The 19,559-nt window shown below is 68.0% G+C and carries 14 protein-coding genes; 5 read left to right on the top strand and 9 right to left on the bottom strand.

The annotated features are described in order from the left end of the window. The first annotated feature begins 18 nt into the window (after positions 1-18). A complete protein-coding gene (locus FL344_RS06375; RefSeq protein ID WP_194863015.1) occupies positions 19-1,761 on the top strand; it encodes a hypothetical protein in 1,743 nt (580 codons plus the stop codon). Positions 1,762-1,767: 6 nt separating this feature from the next. Here FL344_RS06375 and FL344_RS06380 read toward each other — a convergent pair whose 3' ends face one another. Together FL344_RS06380 and FL344_RS06385 are read right to left on the bottom strand one after the other, a co-directional pair. Beyond that, a complete protein-coding gene (locus FL344_RS06380; RefSeq protein ID WP_141617893.1) occupies positions 1,768-2,655 on the bottom strand; it encodes a beta-xylosidase in 888 nt (295 codons plus the stop codon). Then, positions 2,652-3,389, bottom strand: coding sequence for a TIGR04290 family methyltransferase (locus FL344_RS06385; RefSeq protein ID WP_141617894.1), 738 nt, complete (start codon positions 3,387-3,389; stop codon positions 2,652-2,654). Before FL344_RS06385 ends, FL344_RS06380 begins: the two co-directional genes overlap by 4 nt. A gap of 126 nt (positions 3,390-3,515) precedes the next feature. Here FL344_RS06385 and FL344_RS06390 point away from each other — a divergent pair, with 126 nt between their 5' ends. Continuing rightward, positions 3,516-5,483: an APC family permease gene (locus FL344_RS06390; RefSeq protein ID WP_141617895.1), complete on the top strand. Its 1,968-nt coding sequence runs from the start codon at positions 3,516-3,518 to the stop codon at positions 5,481-5,483. A gap of 104 nt (positions 5,484-5,587) precedes the next feature. Here FL344_RS06390 and FL344_RS06395 read toward each other — a convergent pair whose 3' ends face one another. Together FL344_RS06395 and FL344_RS06400 are read right to left on the bottom strand one after the other, a co-directional pair. Then, on the bottom strand, positions 5,588-6,220 hold the full coding sequence (locus tag FL344_RS06395; protein ID WP_141617896.1) for a GNAT family N-acetyltransferase: 633 nt from the start codon (positions 6,218-6,220) through the stop codon (positions 5,588-5,590). Positions 6,221-6,367: 147 nt separating this feature from the next. After that, complete coding sequence (locus tag FL344_RS06400; RefSeq protein ID WP_228564824.1) at positions 6,368-8,968, bottom strand: right-handed parallel beta-helix repeat-containing protein; 2,601 nt, start codon at positions 8,966-8,968, stop codon at positions 6,368-6,370. Between the two features lie 520 nt (positions 8,969-9,488). Between FL344_RS06400 and FL344_RS06405 the strand changes: the two genes are divergently transcribed. The 3 genes from FL344_RS06405 to FL344_RS06415 all read left to right on the top strand — a co-directional run bounded on the left by FL344_RS06405 (position 9,489) and on the right by FL344_RS06415 (position 14,392). Beyond that, a complete protein-coding gene (locus FL344_RS06405; protein ID WP_228564825.1) occupies positions 9,489-10,937 on the top strand; it encodes a right-handed parallel beta-helix repeat-containing protein in 1,449 nt (482 codons plus the stop codon). A 447-nt stretch (positions 10,938-11,384) separates the two neighbouring features. After that, the gene (locus FL344_RS06410) at positions 11,385-13,268 is read left to right on the top strand and encodes a glycosyl hydrolase family 18 protein (protein WP_141617899.1); all 1,884 of its coding nucleotides are present in this window, start codon (positions 11,385-11,387) and stop codon (positions 13,266-13,268) included. Positions 13,269-13,897: 629 nt separating this feature from the next. Further along, on the top strand, positions 13,898-14,392 hold the full coding sequence (locus tag FL344_RS06415; RefSeq protein WP_141617900.1) for a hypothetical protein: 495 nt from the start codon (positions 13,898-13,900) through the stop codon (positions 14,390-14,392). Between the two features lie 51 nt (positions 14,393-14,443). Here FL344_RS06415 and FL344_RS06420 read toward each other — a convergent pair whose 3' ends face one another. From FL344_RS06420 to FL344_RS06440, 5 genes are all read right to left on the bottom strand, one after another. Beyond that, positions 14,444-14,992, bottom strand: coding sequence for an SMI1/KNR4 family protein (locus tag FL344_RS06420; protein WP_141617901.1), 549 nt, complete (start codon positions 14,990-14,992; stop codon positions 14,444-14,446). A 43-nt stretch (positions 14,993-15,035) separates the two neighbouring features. Further along, positions 15,036-15,647, bottom strand: coding sequence for a hypothetical protein (locus FL344_RS06425; protein ID WP_141617902.1), 612 nt, complete (start codon positions 15,645-15,647; stop codon positions 15,036-15,038). A gap of 143 nt (positions 15,648-15,790) precedes the next feature. Next, the gene (locus FL344_RS06430) at positions 15,791-17,212 is read right to left on the bottom strand and encodes a pitrilysin family protein (protein ID WP_141617903.1); all 1,422 of its coding nucleotides are present in this window, start codon (positions 17,210-17,212) and stop codon (positions 15,791-15,793) included. 12 nt (positions 17,213-17,224) lie between these two features. Beyond that, complete coding sequence (locus FL344_RS06435) at positions 17,225-18,661, bottom strand: pitrilysin family protein (protein ID WP_141590165.1); 1,437 nt, start codon at positions 18,659-18,661, stop codon at positions 17,225-17,227. Between the two features lie 127 nt (positions 18,662-18,788). After that, entirely contained in the window at positions 18,789-19,373 is a 585-nt protein-coding gene (locus FL344_RS06440; RefSeq protein WP_228564827.1) for a hypothetical protein, read from the bottom strand. Positions 19,374-19,559 lie beyond the last annotated feature (186 nt).

The raw sequence follows: 19,559 nt of genomic DNA on the forward strand, positions 1-19,559 counted from the left end.
CTCGTCTACGGGAGCGCCGTGAAGCACGCGTCACCCCGGGAGCTCCTGTCGGCGCTCCATGCGCGCCTGCGGCAGTGGGAGGTGATGGCGCCGGGGTTGGACCGACATGCCGCGCTGGTCTCCCTGTTCATCGACTCCGGCTCGCTGGCGCAGGGCGTCCTGGACCAAGACTTCGCGGAGCGGCGGCACGACGACCCCGGGCCGCTCGGCGCGGCGTGCGTCGCGCTGCCCTTCGTGCTCGCACAGGCGCTCCAGCGCTCCTGGGAGACAGGCTTCGCGTCCGTGCCTCCCGTCCCCGCGGCCCCATTCCTAGCGCTGGGCCGGTTGCCGCTGCCGGAGCGCGTTGGCCTTTCCGTGCCCGAAGGCTACGCCTACCACGCGCTCTATCCAGAGCAGTACCTGGAGGCCGCGAAGGCGCTGCATCCTCCAGCGCCGCCCCTGGTGGTGGGCATCCGAGGCATCGGCGCGAGTCTGGCGTGCGCGGTGGCCGCCGCGATGAAGGCGCCGCCACCCCTCACCGTCCGGCCCACGGGGCACCCGTACCAGCGCGTCTGCAGCCTGGGGCCCGGACTCGAGCGAGAGCTGCTGGCGCGCGCCGCGAACACGGACGTGGCCATCGTGGACGAAGGGCCCGGCCTGTCAGGGAGCTCCTTTGGCGCGGTGGCGGACTTCCTGGAGGACCACGGCGTTTCAGCGCGGAGGCTGTGCTTCTTCCCCAGCCACGCGGGCGCCCCCGGCCCCATGGCCAGCGAGCGGCACCGGACCCGCTGGGCCCAGGCGCGGCGGCACCTGACGGAGTTCGATGCGCTGTTCCTCCAGCCGGGAGACGCCCGGTGCCTCCTGGCCCGTTGGTGCGAGGACCTCACGGGCCGGGCGCACAGCCACCTGGAGGACCTGGGCGCGGGGACATGGCGGCGCCTGCTGTTTCCAGACGCCCGTGAATGGCCCCCGGTGCACGTCCAACAGGAGCGGCGCAAATACCGGGTCACCACGCCGCGCGGCGTGTTCCTCCTCAAGTTCGCGGGCCTCGGAGGTTTCGGTGAACACCGGATGCTGCGTGCCCGGCAGCTTGCCCAGGCGGGCTTCACCCCACCGGTGGAGGGGCTTCGGCACGGCTTCCTGGTGCAACGGTGGATGGAGGACGCACGGCCGCTGTCCCGGGTGCCGGAGTACGGGCGCCACGCGATGGAGGCCCAGGTGGGAGGCTACCTCGGCTTCCGGGCCCGGCACTTTCCCGTGGACGCGCTGGAGCGAGGCGCGTCCGTGGCCGCACTGCTCGACATGGCCCGCTACAACACAGCGCGGGTCCTGGGCGAGGCGTGCTGTGCCCGCGAGTTCGATGGATGGAGCCGGCACCTGGGCACGCTCGCGCGAGAGGTCCGCCGCGTGGAGACGGACAACAAGCTCCAGACGTGGGAGTGGCTGGTGCTGGCGGACGGGCGGCTGCTCAAGGCGGACGCGGTGGACCACCACGCCGGTCATGACCTGATTGGCTGCCAGGACGTGGCCTGGGATGTGGTGGGCGCCGCGGTGGAGCTGGGGTTCGACGTCCAGGCGGAGGCGCGGCTCGCCGAGCACGTGGCGAGGGCCAGCGGCCGTCCCGTCAGCGAAGGGCTGCGGGCTTTCTACAGGCCCTGCTATCTGGCCTTCCAGTTGGGCCACCACCTGCTGGCCGCCACCGCGCTGGCGGAGACAGCCCCCGAAGAAGCCAGCCGCTTGCGGCGCGCGGCGGAGCGCTATGCCGCCCTGCTGCGCGCCTGACGAGCGTCACTGCGCATACCGGCGCGTCATCCGCGCGCAGAAGTCCGCGAACTCCTCCACCTGCTGGGGCGGACTCGTGTGGTGGTCCTTGAGGCCCCGGGAGCCGGGGGTGAAGCAGTACGTCAGCGTCACGTCGAAGCCGTCGAGCGCGCGCATCTGCCGGTCGAACCACGCCTCGGCGCCGGGCCGGTGGCTGTCCGCCCAGCTCAGGCCCGTGCGCAGCTTGCGGACGCCCATCTTCCGCAGCCAGGCCACGGCGTCATCCAGCCGGTGGTCCTCGAAATGGAACCACTGGCAGATGCCCAACCGGGGCGTGTAGTCCGCGAAGTGGCGCATGGCCCGCTTGGGCGTGCCGTCCTCGCGCAGCAGCCCCATGTAGAAGTGCCGGTAGTACGACGAGCCCTCCGCCTCGCGGTGGCGTGTCGTCGCGGGCCAGGCCCTGGGCAGGTCGTAGAGGCTGTACCAGTGCACGCGGTCCACCTGGTCCAGCAGGAGCTCGGCGGTGCGACGCAGGCCGAACTCCTGCACCTCCTCCGCGCCGAAGGTGGACACCCCCACCTCCGTCACCCAGACAGGGTGACGAGACACGGCGCGAATCTCCGCCAGGCGTTCGGGCCATTCGTCGAGCTGCCAGTGGTTCCAGTCGAGCGGGAAGCCATGCACCGCGACGACGTCCACCTCATCCAAGGCGCCCTGCGCTTCCATGCGGCGCAGGAAGGACATGTCGATGGGCGCCATCCCCCCCAGCACGCGCGGCAGCCGGGGGTTCTCCGCGCGCACCGCGGCGCCCGCCAGCCGCACCATCCGGGAGAAGATGGCCCAGTCGGCATCCAGCCCGAAGTCCCAGTGCGACATGTTGTTGGGTTCATTCCACAGCTTCACCGCCTCAATCATTGGAGCACCTCCGGGCGCGTGCTGCGTCGGCACAGGTAGATTTCCCGGGCGGGCCGCTCGAGCAATTCGAAGCCGGCGGAGCGGAGCATGGCCTCCGTGCATGCCGCATTGGGCACCCACCAGTTGGTGGGGTCTCCGGCATAACGGCGTTCAATGAAGTGCAGCTTCGGGAAGTCCGGCCGGTCGAAGATGGCGTGCTCGGAGATGGGGTAGTCCGCCGCCACTGGCCCCACCTGGGTGCTGCCCCGCTCCAACGTCTGGAAGATGAGCAGGTCCCTCACGACGTGCTCATGGAGCAGGTCCAGCGCGAGCAAGGGATGGCGCAGGTGGTAGAGCACGCCCATGAAGAGCACGACATCGAACTTCTCGCCCAGCGCGCCCGCTTCGTACACGTCCAGCTGATGCAACTCCACGTCCACCCCCAGCACCTGGGTGGCGAAACGAGCCTGGGCCAGGTAGCGCGCGTCGCTGTCGATGCCCACCACGCGGGCCGCGCCCCGCCGCTTCATCTCGATGCTGTAGAAGCCCCCGTTGCAGCCGATGTCGAGCACGGACTTGCCCTTCAAATCCCTGGGGAAGGCTCGCTGGAAGGTCCGCCAGAACACGGCGGGGAAGTCTCCCAGGGGATGCCGGGGCGCCGTCTGCACGCCATGCAGGTCCAGGTTGTGGAACCAGTCACCCAGCGAATGCACCTGGTGTTGAAGCTGCTCGGCCGTCAACTCGGACGGGGTCATGGCGCCTCCGTCATGCAGGGGAATCCATGACGAGGGTGCGCAGCACGCAGGAACTTTCCAAGTAAGGCCGGGCGCAAGGCCCGTCGCCTGTCGAAGCCCCCGGAGACGCGGCACTACCTTTCAGGCATGTCCTTGTGGCGGGTCCTGTTCGGCAGGCCCATTCCGAACGAGCGAGCGGAAGAGGAGAGGATTGGTCCGCTGACAGGTATCCCCGTGCTCGGGCTGGACGCGCTGGCCTCCGCGGCCTACGGGCCCGAGGCTGCGCTCACCGCCATGCTCGTGCTGGGCAGCGCCGGGCCGCGGTACATCGGCCTGCTCACCGGAATCATCGTTGCGCTGCTGCTCGTGGTGCAGTTCTCCTACCGGCAGACCATCGCCGCGTATCCCGACGGCGGCGGCTCGTTCTCCGTGGCCCGCGCCAACCTGGGCGTGAAGCCCGCGCTGCTCGCGGCCTCCGCGCTGGCGTTGGATTACGTGCTCAACGTCGCGGTGGCCATTTCCGCCGGGGTGGGCGCGCTCGTCTCCGCCATCCCCAGCCTGTTCCCCCACACCCTGCTCCTGTGCCTGGCGCTGCTCGGCTTCATCATGGTGGTGAACCTGCGAGGCGTCCGTACCGCGGGCTCGGCCTTCCTGCTGCCCACCTACCTGTTCGTCGGCTGCCTGGGCATCACCCTGCTCATCGGCATCTGGAAGGTGCTCACGTCCGGTGGCAGCCCCGTGCCCGTCGTCGCCCCGCCCCGGCTCCCGGAGAGCACGGCCATGGCGAGCCTCTGGCTGTTGATGCATGCCTTCGCGAACGGCTGCACGGCGATGACGGGCATCGAGGCCGTCAGCAACGGCGTGCCCATCTTCCGCGAACCCCGCGTGCGCAACGCGCGCCGGACGTTGCTGGGCATCGTGAGCATCCTGGTGATGCTGCTCTGCGGCGTGGCGTGGATGAGCCACGCCTATGACATTGGCGCGACGGCGCCGGGCCAGGCCGGCTACCAGAGCGTGCTGTCCCAGGTCGTGGCCGCCGTCACCGGGCGCGGCGTCTTCTACTACGTGACGCTGGCGGCCATCGTCTGCGTGCTCTGCCTGTCCGCCAACACGAGCTTCGCGGACTTCCCCCGCCTGTGCCGCGCGCTGGCGCTCGACAGCAACCTGCCTCCGGCCTTCGCCCACGTGGGCCAGCGCCTCGTGTATTCCACGGGCATCATCACCCTGTCCCTGCTGGCCGCCGCGCTGCTGGTGGTGTTCAACGGCGTGACGGACCACCTCATCCCGCTGTTCGCGGTGGGGGCGCTGTCCGCCTTCACCCTGTCCCAGTTCGGCATGGTCATGCACTGGCGGCGCATGAGCGGACGCGGCACGCGGCGGTTCCAGTGGGTGAATGGCGTGGGCGCGGCCTGCACCGCCCTGGCGCTGGCCGTGGTGGCGACGGCCAAGTTCGAAGAGGGCGCCTGGATGACCGTCGTCTTCATTCCCCTGACCTACGTGCTGCTCCGAACCTCCCGGCGCCACGCCGAGCGCATCCACGCCGCCACCGAGACGCCCCACCCCATCCCCGTGCAGCCGCTCGCCGCGCCCGTGGTGGTGGTACCCCTCCGGCGCCTGGACCGGGTGGCGCAGAAGGGCCTGCGGCTGGCCCTGTCCATGTCCCCGGATGTGTATGCCGTGCAGGTCCGAGGACAACCGGACGCCCAGGAGCAGTTGGTGCAGCGCTGGGAGTGGCAGGTGGCCGCTCCCCTTCGGAAGGCCGGACGGCCGGTGCCACGACTGGACGTGCTCGTGCCGACCTACCGCCAGGTCGTGGACCCGCTGCTGGGCTACGTCCGGAAGCTCGCCGCAGAGCATCCGGGCCGGTTCATCGCGGTGCTGGTGCCAGAGCTCGTCGAGCGCCGCTGGCACCACTTCATCATCCCCAGTCACACCGCCACGCTGTTGAAGATGATGCTCCTGGTTCGCGGAGGGCCCCACATCGTCGTCATCAACACGCCCTGGTACCTGCGCGAGCCGTCGAGCCGGAAGAGACGCCTCAGACGAGGTTCTTCATGCGGACGACCAGATTCGGGGCGCTGCTCCCCAGCGTGCTCGCATCATCCGTGGGAATGACGTAGCCCCCTCCCCTCGGCCCTGGAATCCGACACGCGGCACGCGGTTGAATGGCGCTGGATGGCGAGCCGGAGCGCGAGGACCAGGCCCCCTGAGCAGAGGGTCTACAGCAGCTTCTGCCCCAGCACGTCGAACGCTTCCAGGTCGCTCGCGGCGGCGGGGCTGGCCCGGTAGTCCTCCGCCAGGAGGGTCCAGATCATGACGTCGCGCCACGAGCCGTCAGCGGCCAGGAGGCGCTGTCGCAAGGTGCCTTCGTGGGTGAAGCCCAGCTTGCGGGCCACCGCGACGCTCGGCACGTTGAGCGGGTCGCAGTGAATCTCCACCCGGCGCAGGCCATCCAGCTCGAACGCGACCCGGACGAGCGCCGCCGCCACTTCGGTCGCGAGCCCCTGACCGGTGTGCTGGGCGGAAATCCAATACCCAATCTCCCGGCCCCCCTCGCCCACACCACGAGGATGCAGCCCGCAGCCGCCCAGGACCTCCGTCCCACCCCTGTCGAACACGGCATAGGTGAAGTCCTGTCCCAGGTCGAAGGTTCCGCGAAAGCGCCGCAGGACGGCGGCCTGCTGCTCCACGCTGATGGGGTAGTGCCGCGCCCAGTCCAACCAGGGGCGCAGGTGGTCGAGGCTGGCGTCGATGGCGCGGAGCGCACGCGCGGCGTCAGCGGGTGACCAGCAGCGGAGCAGCGTTCGTGCTGTCTGGAGGGTGTACGCAGGCCCAAAGGGAGTCGGAGTCATGACGAACCAGTGGAAGTAGAAGTGACTTTGGCCCCTTCCATCCCACGGAGTCTACGACAGAGACCGAAGCAAGACAGACCCAGAGCCACGGACGACGCGACGGCCATGGCAATGGCTCATTCAATGCCTCGACGCACTCCGCCCCGTCTAACGCACCACGTGCATCTGGGAGGCACTCACCCCGTCGCCTCGCACCCGCACCTCCAGGGCCCCTGCCTGTTCCGCGCGGAAATAGAACACCGCTTCCTGCTGCGGTCCCTCCAGGGCCATGGCGCCGCTGCCATTCAGAGGCACCAGGGCCTGCGTACACGCCGCGTCCCGGAAGAAGGTCACCCCGCCAACGTTCCCTTGCGCCTCCACCACCAGCAGGGACGAAGCCAGGGCGGACAGATTGCCCATGGCGTCCTGGCTCTGCACCACCAACGCCTCGGAGCACGCGCCCGCCGCCACGTCTTGCGGGGGCGTCAGGAAGGCCACCTGCGCCGCCGCGTCCGCCACCACGTCCACGTCGAAGGTGGAGCCCGGCAGGGTCTCCCTGGCATAGCCCGCGCCGCTGATGCGGTTGCGGCTGATGACGTTGGCCCCGCCCAGGTCCGAGATGGCCGCCTGGTACGGCATGCCGTTCGCCACCACGTCGTGGCTCAACGTGTTCTCCACCACGAGCAACCGGGAGGATTGCGCCAGCGGCCCGCCGTCCGCCTCCGCTTGCGACAGGTCGATGCCAATGTCGTTCGCCTCCAGCGTGTTGCCCTGGATGAGGACGTCCTCGCACACCGGACCGCCGTAGTAGGCCCCACCCGCGACGAGGATTCCGGCCGCCACATAGCCGGTCCCCGTATAGATGTTGCCGGTGACGCGGTTGCCCAGCACCTGTCCCGTGGCACCGAAGCTCAACTGGATGCCATTCCGGGCGATGACGGCCGACGGACCGCCGCCCTCCACCACGTTGTCCTCCACGGCCACGTCCACCCGGCCCGAGGCCACGATGCCCCCCTTCTGGTAGCCCACGGCGTGGTTGCGCAGGACCTCCACCTGGACCACGCGGGACGCGTCCTGGGCGTTTCGTACCTCGATGGCCACGCCCTCCTGGCAGCCGCCCTCGCCCGCGCCCTGGTGCAGCGCGCGCACCTCGCTATCGGTGATGGAACCACTCGCCCCGGTGAAGCGGATGCCACTCAAGCCGGCCTCGCCCGCATCACATGGCAGGTCCGACAGGCCACGCGCCGCCACCGTCACGTCGTGGACGTGGGCCGTGTCTCCCCGGTTCCGGAGCACGGCGCCCTGGAAGTGGCCGCCCTCGGGGTCCACCGCGGTCACCACGTGCCCGGCGCCATCGAAGGTGACTCCGTCCGGGATGTACAGCGTACCCTCCGTCGTGCAGTCCGCCGTCAACGTCACGCGGCCGTTCTCCCACCGGGCGGAGCAGGGAGGAAACGCCCCACAGCGCCGGTCATCCCAACGAATCCGGAACACGTGCGCCGCGCTCATCCCCGAGACATTCGTGACGGTGAGCCGCACGGAGGGCTCCACTCCCGCTGGGACACAGGACAGCTCGGACCAGGGCACCTCGCTCCGCGTCCCGTCCTGGGTGGCGGTTCCCAGGAGGCCGGTGTTCGCGGACCACTGGAAGGTGAGCGCCTCGCCGCGCGGGTCCTCCGCCACCGCCTGGAGCAGGACGGGCTCCGCGCTCACGGCCTCCGTCCGCGACTGGGCCGTGGAGACGATGATGGGCGGCAGCCGCTGCACCACGCACACGGCGACCGAGCCCACGTGCTCACCGCCTCGGCCATCCCGCATCGTGACGTGGAACTGGCATGCGCCACAGGCCCCCGAGGGCGGCGTGGACGGCGTGAAGCGAGGCGACCGCGCGCTCGCGTCATCGAAGGTGCCTTCGCAACTGGCCGTCCATGCGTAGGTGAGCGTGTCTCCGTCTTCGTCCCAGCCTTCCGCCTGGAGTTGCAGGGAGTCGCCATACGGGACCTCGCTAGAAGGAAGGGAGCCCAGCTCCACCATCAACGGCCAGCGGTTGAAGGCGGCCACGCTGTCCGCTCCGAAGCCATGGTCCCGGGCCACTCGCACGGGGAAGTCCAGCGTGGCCCCCTGCCCCACTGCGTTCGTCACCTGGAGCGTCAAGGTCACGAAGCCGGACGCCTCTGGCGCCGTCCAGACGGGCGCCACGGCGCTGGCGTCGCTGAAGCTTCCAGCCGAGGCCCGCCAGGCATACGTGAGCGCCCCATCCGCGGACGCGGCCTCCGCCACCGCGCGCAGCGCCACCTGCCCTTCGGGCCGGACCTCCGCCAACGAGCCCACCACCGCGTCGATGAAAGGCGCTCCGGGCACGCCGGAACTGGGGGCTCGCGGGACCAGGACGACCAGCGCCGTCCGGTGCGCGCCTATCACCACGTTCGGGACGTCGATATGCGCCAGGACCTCACCGCCATCGCCTCGGACGGTCGCACTCACCTCAGCCGCTCGTCCGGAGGCAATCCGCCGCACCAGCCCCTGCCACAGGCCGTCGCCGCCGGAGAGCACCGCGCCCGCTTCTTCTCCTTCCACGGGCGTGAGCGCGGCACGGACCTCCGTGACGGGCCCGGGCGTCAGCGTGCGCGGCAGCACCACCATCACCCGCGCCGACGCGGAGGGCTCCAGTTGGAGGGGCTGCGGGTCCTCCAGGTGACACCCCGCGGTGACGAGCAGCAACAACACGCCCGCGAGGCGCCAGGGGTTCTGCGTGTCCAAGAACGTCATGACGGCATCCTCCGGCGGGAAAGGAATTCGAAACGTTACCGGGAGCCTCCCGGCGGCGCGAGGCCCCTGCCTCCCATGCAACGCGTCAGCCGACCTTCCGGGGAGCCCCCCTGCGGGGCACCCTCCCGTCAACTGCGCGACGTGGACACGGACGCCGCCGCGTCAAGCGTTGCCAGGGCCTGTCTCCCATGCTCGATCGGCCCGTCCGCAGGCCCCGCTTCCAACGCCACGCCCTGGCCCGGAGTGTGGTTCCCGGGGCGCCATCCTACCTTTGCCCCTCCCGCGTTCCGTCGCGCGCCAATCACATCCACCCCCTTCTGGACATCTCACCTGGACCCGAGCAGCGGCGACTGTCCACATCCAGCGCCATCACCATCCGTGGAGTCCATATGACGCTGCACGACTTCACACTATCGAGTCCCTCTCACTGAGCAGCCGCTCAGAGAGAGGAGCGTTCATGAGTCGAAATCGATGGAGATGTTTCGGAAGCCTTCTGGTTGGAACCCTGTCACTGCCAGTCGTGGGGTGCTCGGGCGAGGAACCCAGTCACGAAGAGCTCCACAGCAGCCCCAGTGAAGACCTCCACACGGCAGCGCTGAGCACGGAGTCCCCCCTAGAGGGCTTCCAGGACCTCACCTGCGGGTACATTCCCTGCCCTGTCTTCCAGAACGGAAACGTTCTGACGCTGGCGGGCAACTGCGCCACCTACTCCACCCTCCTCATTCCGGATGGCTACGTCCTGGATGGGGCAGGGCACTTCATCATCGCGCTGGACCCCCCTGGAGACCATTTCAAGGGCGCCATCGCGCGCAACTGCGGCGGCAGCGCGTTCTACATGAACCTCAGGCTCATGTTGAATGGGCTCTCGAACGTCTGCGACACGGGGGAGGACGCGCTCGTCGGCATCCGGTTCGACAATGCGACGGGCTCCGTCATCAACACCCAGATTTTCAACATCCGCCAGGGAGACGGAACCGGAGGCTGCCAGGAGGGCACTGGCATCATGATTCGCAACCAGGCCCCGTTGAGCCCGACGCAACACGTCGGTGTCCAGAACAACCTCCTGCTGGGATACCAGAAGGCCGGCGTCGTGGCGGTTGGCAATGTCTTTGTGGACATCACCAACAACCGGCTGGTGGGCGCCGGTCCCATCGGCAACGTCGCCCAGTCCGGAATCCAGGTCGGGCTCGGGGCCACCGGACACATCGTCAACAACCTCATCTCCGGGCACTCCTACACCGGAGAGGGCGTCGCCAGCGGCATCCTCGTCTACGGAGGGCCGATGTATGGGGGCCCGTTTTCCACGGACGTCCTCATCCATGACAACCAACTTTTCAACAACGACATCGGCGTCTACCTGTCCCAGGGCAATGCAGATCAAAGCCCTCCGGCGGTGCTGACGAACATCCAGGTCGTGGACAACGATATCCACTTCGACGAGGTGACGAATGGCTACGTCTACCAGGCCGGAATCTCCGACCTGGGAACGGGCAATGTCATTCACTCCAACGTCATCACCGGCGCGGGGTATGATCCAGCCACCATCCCCGGCTCCACCTTCGCCGTGGATGTGCTCGCGGGTCCGGTAGCAAGCCTCGCCTTCCTCAATCCGCCTCGGCAGGTCCCCGTGGGCCTCTGCTCCGGCCCGATCATCGTCCAGACCCAGGACGTGAGCGGGAACCTGGCCGTTCCCACCACGACGGGCTTCAACATCACCTCAGCGGGTCCGGCCTCCCCCGGCATCCAGTTCTACGCCGACCCCGCCTGCGCGGGCCCCGCGGTGACGACGCTCGACCTGGGGAACCCCCAGGCCCAGGGCCGATTCTACTTCCGAGCCACCACGCCGGGCAGCGTCACCGTCTTCGTCTGGAATTCGAACTGGACACAAGGCCAGACGCAGCAGGTCTTCATCCCCCTGGACTCGGCGGCACCGCCCGCCGGCGCCCTCCGGCTGGAGCCGCAACACTGACGTGATGCCCGGGTGGCCAGATGGCGTGCCCACGCGCTGGCCACCCGGGCCGCTGGCAGCAATAGACATACAAATACAACTCACCATCAATACATCCCGGAACGAGGCGACCGCGCCTGGCCCTGTTCGAAAGCAGTGGCTGCGCTGGGCCAACTGAGGGAATGTCACCGCATCCCTGGTCCCGCGAGGCGCCTGTCCGGCGCCCGGATGCGAAGTCCGAGACACCCCCCAGATAAATAAATCCCCACTGTCGCATTGACAGTGATTGAGGCGACCTTGGGGAGGGCTTTGCCATGAAGGGCTCCTCCCCCAGGTTGCTCAAGGCCCGTCAATCTCAGTCAGGCAGCGAGACCGTGTAGCACGGCTCACCGCGAGTGAGCGTGGAATTCCGACGGGCCTCGACAGGAGAAGCGAATGAACCGGTTGGTCGTATGGTTGGTTTCATGGATGGCCATGGTCCTGGCTTCTGGCGGCAGCGCGGCGTGGGCCACCCAGGCGGAAGCAAGGCCTCCCGCGGCAGTGGTTGACGGGAACGAAGGCGAGCCCCCCGAGCTGGTCCCCGTCACGACGAGTTGGATCTACCGCGATGCCATGGAAGCACCGTGGCAGGACTACTCCTGGGCCCCCCACTCGCTCACCAACACCTCCCCTGTCGCGGCGGGGCGCTACTCCATCTCCGTGACGATGCGCGCCTGGGAGGCGCTGTATTTCAATACATCGCCAATCACCTCGAACGCGGGCATGACGCTCACCCTGCGCGTGCATGGCGGGACGGGCGGCAACAACGCGGTGGTGCTGGCCCGGGCAGTGGTGAATGGCGCCTTCACGCCTGGCACCGAGCTGGGGCCGTACTGCACCGGAGGCCGCATCCGCGCCAACACCTGGGTGACGTGCACCGTTCCCATCTCCCTCCTGGCGCCGCAAGGGGCTCGGCTGACGGGCCTGGCGCTCCAGGAAGGCCGGGGACTGAGCCTGCCCACGCTCTACTTCGACGAGCTGGGCGTGCGTGGCATGGCCGCGCCGCCTCCGCCCGTGGAGGTGGCCATCACCCCCACCTCCGCCACGGTTCCAGCCGGGGGGACGCAGGCCTTCACGGCCACGGTGACGGGCAGCGCCAACACGGCGGTGACGTGGTCCGTACAGGAAGGCGCGGCGGGAGGCACCATCACCCAGGCGGGCCTGTACACCGCTCCGGCCATCGCGGGCACCTACCACGTGGTCGCGACGAGCCAGGCCGACCCCACGAAGTCGGCGGTGGCCACCGTCACCGTCCCGAACACGCCCCCGCCGAGCGGCACGTGGGTGTCGGGCTACTACACCGGCTGGAACGCCGACATGTACCCGCCGGAGAAGGTGGACTTCTCCGCGCTCACGCACATCCTCGTCGGCCGCGTCACTCCCAATCCGGATGGGACGGTGAACACCCAGTTCGACAACTCGAATGGCCCGGCCATCGCGCGGACGCTGTCCACGCGGGCGCACGCGGCCGGACGCAAGGCCATCATCATGGTGGGCGGCGCGGGTGAGCACGACGGCTGGGTGGGTGCGGCGTCCAACGCGAACCGCGCCCTGTTCGTCCAGAACCTGCTCAACGCGATGGATACCTTTGGCTATGACGGCCTGGATATCGACTGGGAGCCGGTGGAACAGGCGGACAAGCCGGCGTTGCTCGCGCTGATACAGGCGCTGCGCGCGGCCCGGCCGCAGATGCTGCTCACCATGCCCATCGGCTGGGTCAACAGCAACTTCCCCGAGGATGCGGACCCGTGGTTCACCAACCTGGTCCCCTACCTGGACCAGATGAACGTGATGACCTACGAGATGACGGGCCCCTGGGGTGGCTGGCTGTCCTGGTACACCTCCGCGCTCACGGGCGAGGCGGGCAACCACCCCACCTCCGTATCCTCCAGCCTCAGCGCCTGGGCCAACGCGGGCATCCCCAAGAGCAAGCTGGGCATGGGCATCCCGTTCTATGGCATGGCGTGGCGGAACATCACGGGCCCGTATCAGCCGTACACGGACTGGTCCGACTACGTGGGCAGCGACAATTCCTTCACATACAGCAAGATTCTCCAGCTGTCGGCGACGGGCGTCTACCACTGGGACGAGGCGGCGAAGGCCAGCTACGTCACCTTCGACGTCCCCGTGGAGGACGGCACGGTGCGGTGGATTTCGTATGACTCACCGCAAACCATTGCCGCCAAGGGCGCCTTCGCCCATGACAACGGATACGGTGGCACCATCATCTGGACCATCAACCAGGGATGCACCGACCCACAGACTGGCGCCAATCCGCTGCTCGACGCGGTGAAGAACGCCTTCCTGCCATGACCCGGAGAGGGCAAGGGACCGCGCTGTGCACGCAGCGCGACCCATGACTCCGCAAGAAATGCCCTCCCTGGGGTGTCAAAACGCCCCCCGTGTGAAGCAACGGCCACTGCCGACACGCGCGGGCATTGACGAGACACCATCACACCTGTTCCCGGGGGCGCGAGCGCCGTGCTCGTCTGCCCCCGGGACGGGGACACGAATCTTCCCACCGACACCCTTGGAACGGCACCCCGATTGCTCATGGCTGCCCACGATGGAGGCGTGACTGTCTACAGCGGGCATCGCGAGCACCAGGGCAGCACATGGGGGCAGAAAGAGCGCGGTGGCGGAATCGCTGAGGGGCTTGGGCAACGACATGAATGACGGCGTTCGCACGCGGGTGAGCGGCAAGAAGGCGCTCGACGTCGGCACCGCGAACCCGATGAATCTCCATCCGGACGGCGGCTGGGAGCTCCTCCAGCTGAAGAAGGACTGAGGCGGCCCTCCCCCGGCCGAGGCCCAGGCCCACAAAGCCTGGGCCTCGGCCGGGGTGCCAGGAATGGAGAATTCCTATCGGAGTGCAGTCAAAACTCCGTGTCAGCCCATGGGGGGTGGATTCGCAAACGTGGAGGACGGACTAAATAGGCCGCATGACCCTCTCCTCCCCGCTTTCCATTGCCGCCCTGAGTCTGTCTTTTCTTGCGCCGATGTCTGCCCTGGCATCCGGGAACACGGTCACCAGCCAGTATGTGGACGTCTCCTCCTACCTGACATCGGAGGCGGACATCGAGGCGTGGTACCAACTCCGGGCCTCGCTGAAGCAGAACTTCGATGACATCTGCGGCGACACGTTCTGCGAGGGCGAATACAGCAACATCGAGTCACTGCGCTTCCGCTGCTCCGTGAATGCCCTGACGGGTCGGCTGGGCCAGTGCGTCTGGGTCTTCGCCGCCAGCAACGAGGAAGTCGACCCGGCGACGGGCGCGGTGACGGTGGATGCGCGGACCTGGGCCTGTCAGGCGCCTGTCGCCCCGCGCACCACGATTCAGGAGTTCCTGACGGCGCTCGCGGGCACGTCTCCGCTCTACGCCACGCTGCCGCGCACCCAGACCACCCTCTACGAAGGTCTGGGCAACTGCCTCTGAGTCACGAAGCCTCGACGAAGCCCGTGCAGCAGCACGGGCTTCCGCCGTGCCTTACGCTTCCGCGAAGTTCTCGATGAGCGCGTCGATGACCCTGACGATGTGCGCCGAGAAGTCCCGGAAGTGCTCGGCGTCCTCCGTTCCCAGGCGCGGGGAAAGGTCGAAGGCCTCGTCGTGGTAGTAGCCGACGACGCCCAGCTCGCCTTCCGGCGTGACGTCGCGCGGGTTGAAGCACCAGAAGTTGTCCACCGCGTCGTCATCCGCGCGCTGGAAGAACAGGGCCTGGTTGATGGCCCCCTCCACCTCCGGGTCGTCACCGTTGACCGCGTCCGACGGGTCCGGCGCCGCCGCGCGCAGGAAGCCCGGCTCCTCCATGCCGATGAGCTCCCGCCCACCATGCAGCACCTTGAAGGTGCCGTAGGTGCTGATGAAGTGCACGTAGCTGGGAGGCAGCTTCAGCTTGAACTTCTTCTCCAGCTGCGCCACCTCGTCGGCAGTCACGGGCGTGGAGAACTCGATGCTCATGTCCTCGATCTCCTCCGCCAGGGACTTGAGCCGCTTCACTGCTTCCGCCACCGCATTCTCATTCGACGTATTGGCCATGATGCGCGCACGCTAGCGAATCCGTGTGCCCCGCCAAGCCCCTTCAGCGAAGCAGGGCTCGCCCGCGAAGAAGGTGCTTCGCGATTTCTTCGTAGGACCAGTCGCCGTCGGCGTCCACCACGTCCGCGCTCAGCTGCTTCGCCAGCGCCTCACGAATGTCACTGGGGTGTCCATTGAAGTGGTGGTCCGCCTGCACGTCATCCACCGCGTCGAAGCGGTCAGCCGCCACGACGATTCTCGCCTTCAGAGAATCCGCGTAGGTCGAGTAGTCGTTGTAGTAGGTCCACGCCACCTGCTGCACGGTGATGGGGCCCAGCGACACCAGTTCGCCGTGAAAGAGCAGGTTCTTCGCGGAGAGCGCGCCGCCCGTGAAGAGCAGCGCGTAGTCGAAGCCCTCGTGGATGATGCTGCCCTCCACCACCAGGTCACCCGCGACGAGCAGCCGGGACTGGTCCTCCAGGACCAGGTTCCCCTTCACCACGACGCGTGACGCTTCCAGGACGCGGTCATCACCCTCGGAGAGCTTCAAGTCTCTGGACACCACCTCCGTGGCGCCGGAGTTCGTCAGCTTCGCCTTGAGCGCGGCCCGCCGCGCCGCCGTGCCGCAGGGCGTGTGGAGCGAGCCTTTCTTGAGCAAGTCATTGAGCAGGGCCATGGACGCGCATCAAGGCACGGTGGACCTGGACGCTCAATGCTCCAGACAGGGTTGGCGGCCCGGGCGCTCGCAGGGGATGCAGCTCCGTGACCAGGAATGTATGAAGGGCGGAGGCCCAGGTGTGGCCTCCGCCCTCCCACGACTTACTTCAGCGCGGGGGACACGACCTTCAGCTGCGGCGCCACCACCTTCTGGTCGCCCACGACGATGAAGGTCATCGCCTCACGCGTCAGCATCTTCGCGGCCAGCTGCTGCACCTGCTCCGGCGTGACGGCCATCACCGACTGCACGTAGTTCTGCGAGTACGAATCCGGCAGGCCGTGCAGGTCCACGAAGCGGAGCTGGTAGATGATGCCGTTGCGCGACGCGTTCTGGAGCAGGAAGGAGCCCGCCAGGTAGCTCTGGACAGCGCGCAGCTCGTCCGCGGGCGGCGGCGTCTTTCGCAGGGTGGCCACCTCCTTGAGGATCTCCTTCAACGACTCGCCGGTGACCGCCGTCGTCACGTCCGCGTTCTGCACCCAGTAGGCGTCCTCCAGGTGCGTGGACACCTCGCTGTAGGGCGAATACGTGTAGCCCTTCGCCTCGCGGATGTTCGCGGTGATGCGCGAGCTGAAGTAGCCCCCGAGCAGCGTGTTCATCACCGTCTGCTTGACGTAGTCCGGGCTGGAGGGCGGCAGGCCCTTCACCGCCACGCGCACCGTGGACTGCACCGAGCCGGGGCGGTCGATGAACTGGACCGCCTTCGCCACCTTCTGCTTGGGCACGTTCTTGAGCCGCGCCGCGCCGGCCTTCCAGCCGGTGAACGCGTCCCGGATGGCCTTCTCCACCGGCGCCGGCTCGAACCGGCCGACGACGTACAGCCGCGCCCGGGCCGCGCCGATGTTGGCGTCGTAGTGCGCGCGGACGGCCTCCGGCGTGTAGCCTTTGAGCTGGGCCTCCGGCGGGAAGTAGCGGCCATACGGGTGGTCACCGTAGAGCGACTGGAGCAGCCGCTCGTCGGCGAGCGTGCCCGGCCGGCTCTTGTAGATGGCCATCTCCCGCACGAGGTCGCCCTTGACGCGCTCGACCTCCGCCGGCGGGAAGGCCGGGTTCTGGATGACGTCCGCGATGAGGGCCACGGCGTCCGGCGCCGACTCGGAGAGTACCTCCAGACCGACATAGGTCTGGTCCATCGTCGTGCCGATGTTGAGCGAACCACCGAGCTGCGCGGCCGCCTGGGCAATCTGCTCCGCGGAACGGGTCGTGGTGCCCTCCGACAGCAGCTTGCCGGTCAGGTCCGCCAGCCACGTCTCCGTGGCCTTCTCGTGGATGTTGCCGGTGTCGATGGCCAACTGGATGGCGACCTTCGGCATGTCGCCATAGGGCAGCAGCGAGACTTCCAGCCCGTTGTCGAGCTTGAACTGCGTGCGGACGGGGACCTTGAAGGGCTTGGGCGCGGCGGCGGCCGGAGGCGCTTCCCTGGTGGACGCTGGGGCGGGAGCGGCCGCGAAGGCAGGCGCGGACAGCATCCCGAGCACCATCAGCGCGGGCGCGACAAGGCGGGTGCGAATTGAGTGCGTGGTCATGGGTGCGTGTCCTCAGGGGGCCTGCGTCTGGGTGGCGGTCGCCGCGGCGGGCGTCACCGTCAGCACGGTGCGGTTCTCACGGCGCAGATACTCCTTCGCCGTCTTCTGGATGAGCTCCGGCGTCACCTTCATCAGCTCCGACTCCAGCCGGTTGATGCGCGCCGGGTCGTCGAAGAAGAGCGCGAAGGACGCCAGCAGGTCCGCGCGGCCGAAGCCGAAGAGGCCCTCCAGCTGGCCATACAGCCGCGAGCGCGCCTTCACCCGCGCCCGCTCCAGCGTCGCCGCGTCGATGGGCTGATTCTGCAACTGCGCCACCACGCCGTCGAACTCCGCGAGGATGGTTTCCGTGGTCGTGTCCGCGTCATGGAACAGGTACGCGGTCCACTGCATGGGGCCGTTGTAGTTCCAGTGGTTGCCCAACTGGTTCACCCCGCCGGAGACCTCGCCCGTCAGGCCCTTCTTCTGCACGAGCTGCTGATAGAGCGCGCTGTCGTTGCCTCGCAGGAGGACCTCGTCGACCAGCGCCATGGCGAAGTACTCGGGCGTCCCCACGTCGGGCATGTGGTAGCCCACCGCGAGCGCCGGACGCTGCGCCAGCTTGTCCTGCTTGTCGTGGCGCTTCTCCTTCGTCTGGCGAGGCTCGGAGATGTCCGGCTTCGACGGCTGCGCCACGGTGGGCAGCGGCCCGAAGTACTTTTGAATCCAGCCCTTCACCTGGTCCGGTTCGAAGTCACCGACGATGACCAGCGCCGCGTTGCTGGGCGCGTAGTACGTCTTGAAGAAGGCGCGCACGTCCTCCAGCGAGGCGGCCTCCAGGTCCTTCAAGTCGCCGTAGAAGTTATGGGCGTTGTACCAGTTGGTGTTCGCCACCTGCGGCATGTCCAGCCACGGGAAGCCGCCATAAGGCTGGTTGAGGACGTTGACCTTCACCTCGTTCGTCACCACGCCCTGCTGGTTCTTCAGGTTCTCCTCCGTCACGTCGAGCCCGCGCATGCGGTCGGCCTCGGCCCAGAGGATGGGCTCCAGCGCGTTGGAGGGGATGACTTCAAAGTAGTTGGTGAAGTCGAAGCGGGTGGAGCCGTTGAGCACGCCGCCGTTCTTCTGGATGAGGCGGATGAACTCCATCTTCCCGAGGTTCGTCGAGCCCTGGAACATCATGTGCTCGAACAGGTGCGCGAACCCGGTGCGGTCCTTCGGCTCGATGCGGAAGCCGATGTTGTAATACACGGCGACGACAGCCTTGGGCGCCGAGCTGTCGCGCGAGAGGACCACCTTCAAGCCGTTGTCGAGCTTGTAGTAGTCCACGGGGACCTGAAGCTTCGGCTGTTCCGCGGGAGCTTCCACCTTCGCCGTTTCGACGGCGGGCGGTGTCTCCGGCTTCTGGGCTTCCTGCGTGGTCGCGCAGCCGGTGAACGCGGCCAGTGCTACCGCTCCGAATACTTTCCTCATCGGACCTCCCCTGGATGACCTGGCATCTCGTCGAATGACGGAGCCACTACGGCGCTGTGCGCCTTCCGATTGCCAAAGATTCAGTGTCCCGGCAACCCGAACGCACCACAAGGGAAGGTCTGTTGTCCTACGTCACGAGGAAGGGCGTGGAGCAGTAGGAGCAAACCACCTTGTCCCCTGGCTGGACGGCCTCCGCGCTCACGGGGGCATCACACGAAGGACAACGCCGGGCGACATTCTTCCCCCGCTCCAAAGCTTCGCGGTGGAGGTAAACGCGCGAGTCGGCGAGGTAGACGAGGTCCACCTCGTGACGGGCGATGAGCGTGGTGAGTATCGCCGCGACCTCCTCCTCCGGGAACCGGAGCTGCGAGGCCACGTCACTGACGCGGATGCGCGTCTGCGCTCGGATGAAGCCCAGCAACTGCTCGCGGCGGCGCGCGGCCCGGAAGGGAGACAGCCCCTTCTTCCACGCGAAGCGGCCCACGGCGACGAACACCGCCGCTACCAGCAGGATGCCCACGCCATCCGAGGTCGTCCTCCCCTCGTCCGGAGAGACGCTTTGCACAGCGCCCACCATCACGCCCAGCGCGCCGACGAAGACGAGGTTCGCCCCCCACAGGGCCACCAGGGCCCCCAGCCCCATCTTGAGCCAGTCCCAGTACCTCCGCGGCGCGGGTGCTCGAACGGCATGCGGACGGGGGACGGCTGTCACGGAGGGCGGCGGGGCATCACGAAGATGTGGGGCGTTCATGGGTTCTCGCGGAACGAGCCGGCGCATTCTAGGGGGCGCCCCCGGCGCGTCACCTCCGGGAAAAACAGTCAGCACCGCAGCTCCCGCCCGCCGGGGCCGGCTCAGTTCCATGTTCTCAAAGAAAAACCTGCATAACGAGAGGGATTC

The sequence above is a fragment of the Myxococcus sp. AB036A genome, from assembly GCF_006547355.1.
GTDB classification, from domain to species: domain Bacteria; phylum Myxococcota; class Myxococcia; order Myxococcales; family Myxococcaceae; genus Myxococcus; species Myxococcus virescens.

Bases quoted from the DNA above. Each gene is read 5' to 3' on its own strand.
- FL344_RS06380 (WP_141617893.1), bottom strand. From the start codon at position 2,655: ATGATTGAGGCGGTGAAGCTGTGGAATGAACCCAACAACATGTCGCAC.
- FL344_RS06385 (WP_141617894.1), bottom strand. From the start codon at position 3,389: ATGACCCCGTCCGAGTTGACGGCCGAGCAGCTTCAACACCAGGTGCAT.
- FL344_RS06390 (WP_141617895.1), top strand. From the start codon at position 3,516: ATGTCCTTGTGGCGGGTCCTGTTCGGCAGGCCCATTCCGAACGAGCGA.
- FL344_RS06395 (WP_141617896.1), bottom strand. From the start codon at position 6,220: ATGACTCCGACTCCCTTTGGGCCTGCGTACACCCTCCAGACAGCACGA.
- FL344_RS06400 (WP_228564824.1), bottom strand. From the start codon at position 8,968: ATGACGTTCTTGGACACGCAGAACCCCTGGCGCCTCGCGGGCGTGTTG.
- FL344_RS06410 (WP_141617899.1), top strand. From the start codon at position 11,385: ATGGCCATGGTCCTGGCTTCTGGCGGCAGCGCGGCGTGGGCCACCCAG.
- FL344_RS06415 (WP_141617900.1), top strand. From the start codon at position 13,898: ATGACCCTCTCCTCCCCGCTTTCCATTGCCGCCCTGAGTCTGTCTTTT.
- FL344_RS06420 (WP_141617901.1), bottom strand. From the start codon at position 14,992: ATGGCCAATACGTCGAATGAGAATGCGGTGGCGGAAGCAGTGAAGCGG.
- FL344_RS06425 (WP_141617902.1), bottom strand. From the start codon at position 15,647: ATGGCCCTGCTCAATGACTTGCTCAAGAAAGGCTCGCTCCACACGCCC.
- FL344_RS06430 (WP_141617903.1), bottom strand. From the start codon at position 17,212: ATGACCACGCACTCAATTCGCACCCGCCTTGTCGCGCCCGCGCTGATG.
- FL344_RS06435 (WP_141590165.1), bottom strand. From the start codon at position 18,661: ATGAGGAAAGTATTCGGAGCGGTAGCACTGGCCGCGTTCACCGGCTGC.